Origin of the sequence: Spirillospora sp. NPDC046719, from assembly GCF_040645715.1 — a bacterium.
In the GTDB taxonomy this organism is placed as follows: Bacteria; Actinomycetota; Actinomycetes; order Streptosporangiales; family Streptosporangiaceae; genus Spirillospora.
On sequence record NZ_JBEYYT010000410.1, the window covers coordinates 1 to 8,337 of the forward strand.

10 protein-coding genes and 1 tRNA gene are annotated in these 8,337 nt (G+C 71.0%); 7 read left to right on the top strand and 4 right to left on the bottom strand.

Translation table 11 applies throughout. From position 1 onward, the window contains the following. The first annotated feature begins 271 nt into the window (after window positions 1-271). Window positions 272-481 (top strand): hypothetical protein, encoded by a 210-nt coding sequence (locus ABZ914_RS41150; protein ID WP_500200069.1) that lies wholly within the window; start codon window positions 272-274, stop codon window positions 479-481. A 403-nt stretch (window positions 482-884) separates the two neighbouring features. Then, window positions 885-963 (top strand) — tRNA-Tyr (locus ABZ914_RS41155). An 822-nt stretch (window positions 964-1,785) separates the two neighbouring features. Here the strand turns inward: ABZ914_RS41155 and ABZ914_RS41160 are convergent. Then, window positions 1,786-2,028, bottom strand: coding sequence for a hypothetical protein (locus ABZ914_RS41160; RefSeq protein WP_500200070.1), 243 nt, complete (start codon window positions 2,026-2,028; stop codon window positions 1,786-1,788). A 193-nt stretch (window positions 2,029-2,221) separates the two neighbouring features. On the opposite strand from ABZ914_RS41160, the gene ABZ914_RS41165 reads away from it, so the two are divergent. From ABZ914_RS41165 to ABZ914_RS41185, 5 genes are all read left to right on the top strand, one after another. Beyond that, entirely contained in the window at window positions 2,222-2,722 is a 501-nt protein-coding gene (locus ABZ914_RS41165) for a protein-tyrosine phosphatase family protein (RefSeq protein ID WP_500200072.1), read from the top strand. A 69-nt stretch (window positions 2,723-2,791) separates the two neighbouring features. Continuing rightward, window positions 2,792-3,907: a WD40/YVTN/BNR-like repeat-containing protein gene (locus ABZ914_RS41170; RefSeq protein WP_500200073.1), complete on the top strand. Its 1,116-nt coding sequence runs from the start codon at window positions 2,792-2,794 to the stop codon at window positions 3,905-3,907. Next, window positions 3,904-4,191 carry a MoaD/ThiS family protein gene (locus ABZ914_RS41175; RefSeq protein WP_500200074.1) on the top strand — a complete coding sequence of 96 codons (288 nt, stop codon included), beginning with the start codon at window positions 3,904-3,906 and terminating at the stop codon, window positions 4,189-4,191. The genes ABZ914_RS41170 and ABZ914_RS41175 overlap by 4 nt, the downstream gene beginning before the upstream one ends. Window positions 4,192-4,338: 147 nt before the next feature. Then, a complete protein-coding gene (locus ABZ914_RS41180) occupies window positions 4,339-4,719 on the top strand; it encodes a BlaI/MecI/CopY family transcriptional regulator (protein WP_190860882.1) in 381 nt (126 codons plus the stop codon). Next, complete coding sequence (locus ABZ914_RS41185; RefSeq protein ID WP_500200075.1) at window positions 4,716-5,624, top strand: M56 family metallopeptidase; 909 nt, start codon at window positions 4,716-4,718, stop codon at window positions 5,622-5,624. Before ABZ914_RS41180 ends, ABZ914_RS41185 begins: the two co-directional genes overlap by 4 nt. 31 nt (window positions 5,625-5,655) lie before the next feature. Here the strand turns inward: ABZ914_RS41185 and ABZ914_RS41190 are convergent, their stop codons facing one another. The 3 genes from ABZ914_RS41190 to ABZ914_RS41200 form a co-directional block, all read right to left on the bottom strand. Continuing rightward, window positions 5,656-6,123, bottom strand: a complete 468-nt coding sequence (locus ABZ914_RS41190; RefSeq protein ID WP_500200077.1) for a TIGR03618 family F420-dependent PPOX class oxidoreductase — start codon at window positions 6,121-6,123, stop codon at window positions 5,656-5,658. 11 nt (window positions 6,124-6,134) lie between these two features. Continuing rightward, on the bottom strand, window positions 6,135-7,580 hold the full coding sequence (locus ABZ914_RS41195) for an MFS transporter (RefSeq protein WP_500200078.1): 1,446 nt from the start codon (window positions 7,578-7,580) through the stop codon (window positions 6,135-6,137). A 74-nt stretch (window positions 7,581-7,654) separates the two neighbouring features. Continuing rightward, on the bottom strand, window positions 7,655-8,143 hold the full coding sequence (locus tag ABZ914_RS41200) for a MarR family winged helix-turn-helix transcriptional regulator (RefSeq protein ID WP_433147069.1): 489 nt from the start codon (window positions 8,141-8,143) through the stop codon (window positions 7,655-7,657). Window positions 8,144-8,337: the final 194 nt, after the last annotated feature.

Here is an 8,337-nt window from a genome sequence, read left to right on the forward strand (position 1 = left end):
GTGCGGCGTGGGCGCCGGTCACCGGACGGCCGCGCCGGGCCGCGCATCGCGTCGCGTCCGCCGGCCACACCCCGACCGGCCGCCGCGGGGGCCGCGCCGCCGCCGTGGTCACTGCCCACGACGTGTGGCACTCCGTTGGCTGGCTTCCAGTGGTGGGCTGGACTGGAACGGCGGCCATCCATGAGGCTCACGGAGCTGCCAGGCGCAGAGCCAGGCACTGGCGCGCATGGTCCGCGAAGGCCGCCGGTCGGGCTTACCACTTGGAGTATTTGTGATCATTCTTGTGACGCATACGGCTGAGGACGGCGCATCGGACAGCCAGCCCCCAGTGTTCGCCCTGGTGAAACGAGTGCCGACCAGCAGTGACAGCACTGTGACATCAACAGCAGCGGGCGACGGCACACGGGATGATCAGGCAGGCGCTGCGATGGCTGAAACCGAGTTGCTGGGTTCGCTTGGCGATCACAGGATGGGGGCGTGACTTGGCTGCACTCCGTCCTTGCCCTTGGCATATCGATCTGTGTTCTCTGGTGGCTGGCGAAGCAGGCGAATCCCGACCGGGCGGCCCGAGGTCAGGCAGGCCGAAGCCGGATCCGGGGCCGTCGTAGCGCTGGTTCGAGGGGACGACGTGTAGGTGCCGGTATGACCTGTCGGTGTGGTTACGGTCGAATCAGGGTTAGGAGTTCGCCGATCCACGGCGACTTTCTTGGTTGCACTGAATGGCTTCCAGACGGCAGCGGTTGTAACTACGCCTGGACAATCGATGGACGTCGGCTTCCACGCTACCGCTGATCAGGCCGGTGCCCTGAAGACCAAGATCCGGAAAATGCGCGGAATGTGCCAACGGTGTCGAGGTAACCGGCCGAGCGTCCGCGCAGGTCAGCGGGGGAGGAGTGTCAAGATCCATGACGGGCTGTAAATCCGTCGGCTTAGCCTACGCAGGTTCGAACCCTGCACCCGCCACACCACGCAGAACGGCCCTTGACCAGGCACAACGGTTAGAGGTCGTTCGCATATCCAAGATCCCCCAGGTGTAGCGCGTAGGCGTGATCAGTTGTTGGGCGCTTCGTCGATCTGCTGGTTCGGCCGATCATGCTGAGCGGGGACGATTCCGCTCCGCTCGGTGTGGAAGATCCGTCCGTCCTTGGCCGCCCTGTCCACGGCGATGTGGTCCCGGAGGGTCTCGGCTCGGTGTCTAGCCGTCCGACGCTTGCGGTCACCGGGCGTCCGTACAGGGTGGTTGTGGGGAGTGGATTTTGGGCGTGAGAATCGGCTGCGTGTTTGTCAACGTGCGTCGGGCGTCGGGAGGCGAGTCGTGTGCGTGTCCGTGTTGCGGGTGCCTGACGCTTGAGCGACGTGGTTACTTTGAGATCTGCCCCCGTGTGCTCGTGGGAAGACGACGGGCTGGACGACCACGACGCTGATGAGAGCCGCGGTGGTCCCACCCCGGGGGCTCAGCCTTGCGGAGGCTAGGCAGAACTTCGTCGCTTACGGGGCGAGCGATCGGCGGAGGCTTCGGTACGTTCGGGCTTCGCGTTGGTGCGAGCGGCCGGCGGAGTGCCAGGGGTAGGAAGCGTTTGAGGGGGCGGCGAGCCGGTGCTTGATGTCAGGGGGGTTCGTTACCGTGCGGGTTGGGCGCGGCCGGCTCCGGAGCATCCAACTCTGTAGGGAATGACGGTCCCCCCGGCCTGCACGAGGGCGGCACTCGTGCCCAATCTGCGACCGGGCGTAGCTGGGAGTCAGAGCGCGGCTCGGCAGAACCGGCCGCGCCCACGAGCGAGCTTGCTAGGCGGGCTTGCCTGCGTCGATCCACTGCTGGAGCTTCGCCAGTTGGTCCTCGGGCCAGGTGCCGTCGCAGGGCATGCGTCCGGTCAGCAGGGAACCGATGATGGCGTCGGCGTGCTTGGAGACGTCCGCGTGGTCGTGCAGGTCGAAGAAGGACAGCATCGAGTCGCGGTCCTTCGCGCGGAACAGGGGCTTGATGTCCCGCTCGAAGCTGAGCTCGCGGCCTTCCGCAGGTGATGGCATGTCTTGTCTCCTTGTGGTGGAAGCAGTCCTAGAGAAGACAAGGCAGGTCGGCGATCGGTGACAGGTCGCGGTCGGTGGCTCCGGCCACTGCTGGACTTTTTTCGGGGCGGAGAGGGCGGCGGTTCCTGGTTGTATGGGGAGGAATGATCGTTCCCGGCTCGAGGTGGTCGGGTGGCATTGGTGGGAGCAGGCCGTGCGCACGGAGGGGCGTGGGGCGCCCGATGCGGGGTCGCCCTGGGATGAGATCGTTCCGCTGCTGTGGATGGGCGGGCACCATTACCGGGATCAGGCGGGAGCGCGGGTACCGGTCGTTGTGGATCGCGAGTTCGATCTGGTGATCAGCCTGTACGAGCGCGAGGGGCATGGGCCCGGCGGGGGTGTCGAGCACCGGAGCGTTCCCATGCCGGATGGGCCGTTGACCGCTGAGCAGATCGAGGCGGTGTGCGGTGCGGCGGAGCTGGCGGTGGAGGCGGTCGGGCGCGGGCGGCGGGTGCTGGTCCGGTGCCACTCCGGCTACAACCGGTCCGGCCTCGTCGTCGCTCACGCCCTGACGCTTCTGGGGTACAGCACCAGTGACGCCATATTCCTGGTCCGCTACCGCCGGTCGAAGTGGGCGCTGAACAACTCCTTGTTCGTCGACTACTTGAATACGGGGCTCGACGTCGCGCGGCTGCTGACGGGGCTTGAGGCCTGACTCCGGGGCGGCGATGAGTTCCGGGGGCGGGGGTGGTCTCTCCTCTGAGTCGTCGAGAGGAGTGCGGGCATGAGCGGGGTTCGGGTTCTGGTCGGGACGCGCAAGGGGGCGTTCGTGCTGACCGCGGACGGGAAGCGGGAGCGGTGGGAGGTCAGCGGGCCTCACTTCGGCGGGTGGGAGATGTACCACGTCGCCGGGTCGCCCGCGGATCCGGACCGGCTGTACGCGTCGCAGTCGACGGGCTGGTTCGGGCAGCTGATCCAGCGGTCGGACGACGGGGGCGCGACGTGGCGGCCGGTGGGCAACGACTTCCGGTACGAGGGGGAGCCGGGGACGCACCAGTGGTACGACGGGACGCCGCGTCCGTGGGAGTTCAACCGGGTCTGGCATCTGGAGCCGTCGCCGGTGGATCCGGACGTGGTGTACGCGGGCGTCGAGGACGCGGCGCTGTTCCGGACCGGTGACGGCGGGCAGACCTGGCAGGAGCTGCCCGGGCTGCGCGGGCACGGGTCGGGGCCGGACTGGCAGCCGGGGGCCGGCGGGATGTGCCTGCACACCGTGGTGCTCGATCCGGTGGACGCGGCGCGGATGTACGTGGCGATCTCGGCGGCGGGCGTGTTCCGCACGGACGACGCGGGCGCGACGTGGCGGCCGGTGAACCGGGGGCTGCGGTCGGAGGGCATCCCGGACGCGGAGGCGGAGGTCGGGCACTGCGTGCACCGGATCGCGATGCATCCGTCGCGTCCGGAGGTGCTGTTCATGCAGAAGCACTGGGACGTGATGCGCAGCGACGACGCGGGGGAGACGTGGCGGGAGATCAGCGGTGATCTGCCGAGCGACTTCGGGTTCCCGATCGCGGTGCACGCGCACGAGCCGGACACGGTCTACGTGGTGCCGATCAAGAGCGACTCGGAGCACTACCCGCCGGAGGGGAGGCTGCGGGTCTACCGGAGCCGGGCCGGGGGGAACGAGTGGGAGCCGCTGACGGGCGGGCTGCCGCAGAGCCACTGCTACGTCAACGTGCTGCGGGACGCGATGGCCGTGGACTCGCTGGATCCGTGCGGGATCTACTTCGGGACGACCGGCGGGCAGGTGTACGGGTCGTCCGACGAGGGGGACACCTGGACGCCGATCGTGCGCGATCTCCCGGCGGTGCTGTCGGTGGAAGTGCAGGCGCTGCCGTGATCCGTGTGGTGCTGCCCGCGCATCTGCGGGCGCTCGCCGGGGTGGACGGGGAGGTGGAGGTCGAGGGGGCGACGATCGCGACGGTCCTGGACGCGTTGGAGGACCGGTTCCCGGTGCTGCGCGGGACGATCCGTGATCGGCGGACGGGGCGGCGCCGGGCGTTCGTGCGCTTCTACGCCTGCGCCGAGGACCTGTCCCATGAGCCGGTGGACGCGCCGCTGCCGGGGCCGGTCGTCGCGGGGGCCGAGCCGTTCCTGGTGGTCGGCGCCATGGCGGGCGGTTAGGAGCAGCGGCGTGCCGGTGCGTGGTTGCCGACCGTGGCTCCGGCACGCCGCTAATACGACTGAATGTAGTACTACGAGGCGTAGTACGGAAGTCGGTAGTACTACCCGCCGTGGTGACCTCGCCCTCGGTCGGATAATCTGGACGTCGTGAAGGGTCTTGGAGAGCTTGAACGCACGGTCATGGAGGTTCTGTGGGCGCGGGAGGACGCCGGCGCCGGCGCCGCCACCGCCCGCGACGTGAGCCGTGCGCTGGCCCATGACCGCGACCTCGCCCACACCACGGTGATGACGGTGCTGGACAGGCTCGCCAAGAAGGACTTCCTCGAACGCGAGCGGGACGGCCGCGCGTGGCGGTACCGGCCGGTCGAGAGCCGGGAGAGCTACGTCACGGAACTGATGCTGGGCGCCCTGGACGAGACGGGCGACCGCGACGCCGCGCTGGCGCACTTCGTCCGGTCGGTCTCGAGCGACGAGATCGACGTGATCCGCCAGGCCCTGGCCGGCCTCACGAAGGAACCACCGGCATGACCGGCACCGCCCTGCTCGCATTGATCTCCCTGGGGACCGTCGGCGGGGCGCACCTGCTGTCCCGGGCCAGGTGGACGTGGCGCACCCCGCGCCTCGGCATCGCCCTCTGGCAGTCGCTCGGCCTGTGCTGGGGCGTCGCCACCATCGGGGCCCTGCTCGGCGTCGCGATGGCGCCGTACCGCAAGGGCGTCCTCGGCGGCATCCCCGGCCTCTACGCCGACCAGGCGGCCCGGCTCGACACGGTGCACATGGCGGCGCTGCTGTCCGCGGTGAGCCTCGCCGCCGTGCTGCTGGTCATGCTGATGTACGCGGTGGTCCGCGTCGTCCGCGCCAGGCACCGGCACCGAGTACTCCTCGCCCTCGTCTCCCGCCGCGATTCGGCCGTGCCCGGCACGCTGGTCCTCGACCACCCGGGCGCGGCCGCTTACTGCGTTCCGGGGGTCCGCTCGTCCAAGGTCGTGGTGAGCGCCGGGACCCTGGAGCTGCTGGACCGCGCCGAGCTGGCCGCGGTCCTCGCGCACGAGCGCGCGCACGCGCGCGAGCGCCACGACCTGGTGCTGCTGCCGTTCGCGTCGCTGCGCCAGGTGTTCCCGCAGTTCCGGCTGGTCGGGCGGTGCCTGGACGCGGTGGAGCTGCTGATCGAGATGGCCGCGGACGACCGGGCCCGGTCGGGGCGCCCGCCGCGCGAGCTGGCGACGGCGCTGCTGCGCTTCGCCGCCGCCCGCCCGGCGGCCGCGCCGTCCGGGACGCTCGGGGTGGCGTCCTCGGACGACATCCCGGTGATGGCGCGGGTCAACCGGCTGCTGGAGCCGAAGCCGCTGCCGCGCCGCGCCCGCCTCGCCGCGACGGTCGCCGTGCCGCTGCTGGCCGGCCTGCCGCTGATCCTGATGGTGCTGCCCACCTGAACCGCCGGGGCCGGTGCGGAACCGGCCCTCCTCAGTCGGCAAGGACGGTCCCGTAGAGCCGGTCGACGTACAGCCGGATCACGAGCCGCCGGTCCTTGACCATCTGCTCCAGGAACGCCCGCTCGTCGGCGGGGTCGGGGAAGCCCGGCGTCATCGCGAGGAGCTCCCGCCCGGCGTCGTCGCCGGGCTTTTCGCTGATCCCGGACAGTTCCGCGCGTCCCTCGGCGACCACGAACGACAGGTGGTCCGGGGCGGACGCGTGGAGCGCGGCGCGCGGGTCGTCGCGGATCTGCCTGACCTTGGCGCGGCCGGCGGTGGTCGAGATCCGCGCGATCCGCTCCGCCGGGTCCCAGGTGTAGACGACGGTGGACAGGTGCGGGTGGCCGCTCTTCTTCGTGGTGGCGAGGACGGCGAACTGCTGCTCGCCGAGGAGGCGGGCGAGGTCGTCCTCGCCGACGGGCTTGGGGCCGGGTCCCTGGCCGGGGCCGTACGCGGTCATGGTGATCTCCTTCAGGCGTTGGTGGGGACGGACTCGACGGGGGCGGGGGCGTCCGCGGCGGCCTTCGGGCTGCGCAGGACGAGGACGCCGACCAGGAACGCGGCGACCAGCAGGCCCGCCGAGACGGTGAACGCGAGGTGGTATCCGCCGGTCAGCGCGGCGGCCTCGGACCGGCCGTCCGCGCGCAGGTGCTCGGTGCGGGACGCGGCGAGCGTCGACAGCACCGCGACGCCGAGCGCCATCCCGATCTGCTGGACGGTGTTGAACAGCCCGGACACCAGGCCCGCGTCGTCGGGGCGGGCGCCGGCCATCCCGAGGCCGGTCAGCGCGGGCAGGACGAGCCCGCCGCCGGCGACCAGCACCATCACGGGCAGCAGGTCGGCGATGTAGCTCGCGTCCTCCGGGATCCGGGCCAGCCACGCCATGGCGCCCATCAGCAGGACGAGCCCGGCGAGCAGCACGGCGCGCTCGCCGAAGCGGCGGCTGAGCCGCGCCGAGACGAACAGCGAGATCGTGCCGATGGCGACGGCGGCGGGCAGCATCGCGAGGCCGGTCTCCAGCGCGTCGTAGCCGAGGACCTTCTGCATGTAGAGGGCGACGATGATCTGGAACGAGAACATCGCGGACAGCGACAGCATCTGCGCGAGGTAGGAGCCGGACGCGTTGCGCGAGCGCAGCAGGCGCAGCGGCATCAGCGGGGTGGCGGCCCTCGCCTGCCGGACGAAGAACCCGGCGAGCAGGACCAGCGAGACGGCGCCGAGGCCGAGCGTGCGGCCCGACAGCCAGCCGTCGTCCTCGGCCTTGACGACGGTGTAGATGCCGAGCATCAGCCCGGACGTGACCAGTACCGCGCCCGCGACGTCGGCGCCGGCGCGCAGCCCGGCGCCGCGGTCGCGGGGCAGCGCGACGACCGCCAGCGCGATCGTGGCCAGCCCGATCGGCACGTTGATCAGGAAGATCCAGTGCCAGCTCAGCGCGTCGGTGAGGACCCCGCCGAGCACCTGGCCGATGGACGCGCCGGCGGCGCCGGTGAAGCTGAAGACGCCGATGGCCTTGGCGCGCTCGCCGGGCTCGGTGAACAGCGTCACGAGGATGCCGAGGACGACGGCGGAGGCCATCGCGCTGCCGACGCCCTGCAGGAACCGGGCGGCGATCAGCAGGCCCGGGGCGGTGGCGGCGCCGGCGAGCACGGACGCGCCGGTGAACACCGCGTTCCCGGCGAGGAACATCGTCTTGCGGCCGATGAGGTCGCCGAGCCGTCCGGCGAGGAGGAGCAGGCCGCCGAAGGCGATCAGGTAGGCGTTGACGGTCCAGCTCAGCCCGGCGGCGGAGAAGCCGAGGTCGCGCTGGATGGACGGCATCGCGACGGTGACGATGCTGCCGTCCAGGATCGTCATCAGCGCGGCGGCGGACAGCACGCCGAGAGCGGTCCCGCGGGACCGTGCGGACAGGTTCATGGGGTCATCTCCCGTTCGAGGCGAACAGGAGAGACGTTAGCAGATAGTTTCGTTAGAGACGATCTGTTGGGGACCTACTTGTTGCGCTCGCGCTGGCGGCGCACCGGCTGCGCCTGCTCCACCGGGGTGCTGAGGTGCCCCTCGGCCAGCCGCCGCAGCGCCCGCACGAGGACGTCCCGCTCGCCGTCCGGCAGTGCCCCGAGCGCCTCCGCGTGCACCCGGTCGACGATCTCCTGCCCCCGCCGGGCCGTCTCGGCGCCCTTCTCGCTGACGGCGATGATCCGCGCGCGCCGGTCCGTCGAGGACGGGCGCCGCTCGGCGAGCCCGGCCTTCTCCAGGGCGTCCACCGTCACGACCATCGTGGTCTTGTCCATGTCGCCGATCTCGGCCAGCTGGATCTGGGTGCGCTCCTCCTCGAGCGCGTGCACCAGCACGCAGTGCATGCGCGGCGTCAGCCCGATCTCGCCGAGCGCCGCCGTCATCCGCGACTTCAGCACGTGCGAGGTGTGGTCGAGCAGATAGGAGAGGTCCGTCACGGTGTTGGCTGGGGCGAGCGCGGTCATGCCTCAAGAGTACCCAGTGGTTCCGTACCGGATTATCTACTGCCGTCCGCATCCCCGATGGGATACCGTGAAGGCATGAAGCGCACCGCGTGCCTGTGCTGGCGGCCGGCCTAGGTCGGCCGGCCCCCACGCACGCCTCGGGGCGGGCCCTGGGCGGCCCGCTCTCTTGTCCGCACCCCGGGCCCTCCCGCGGG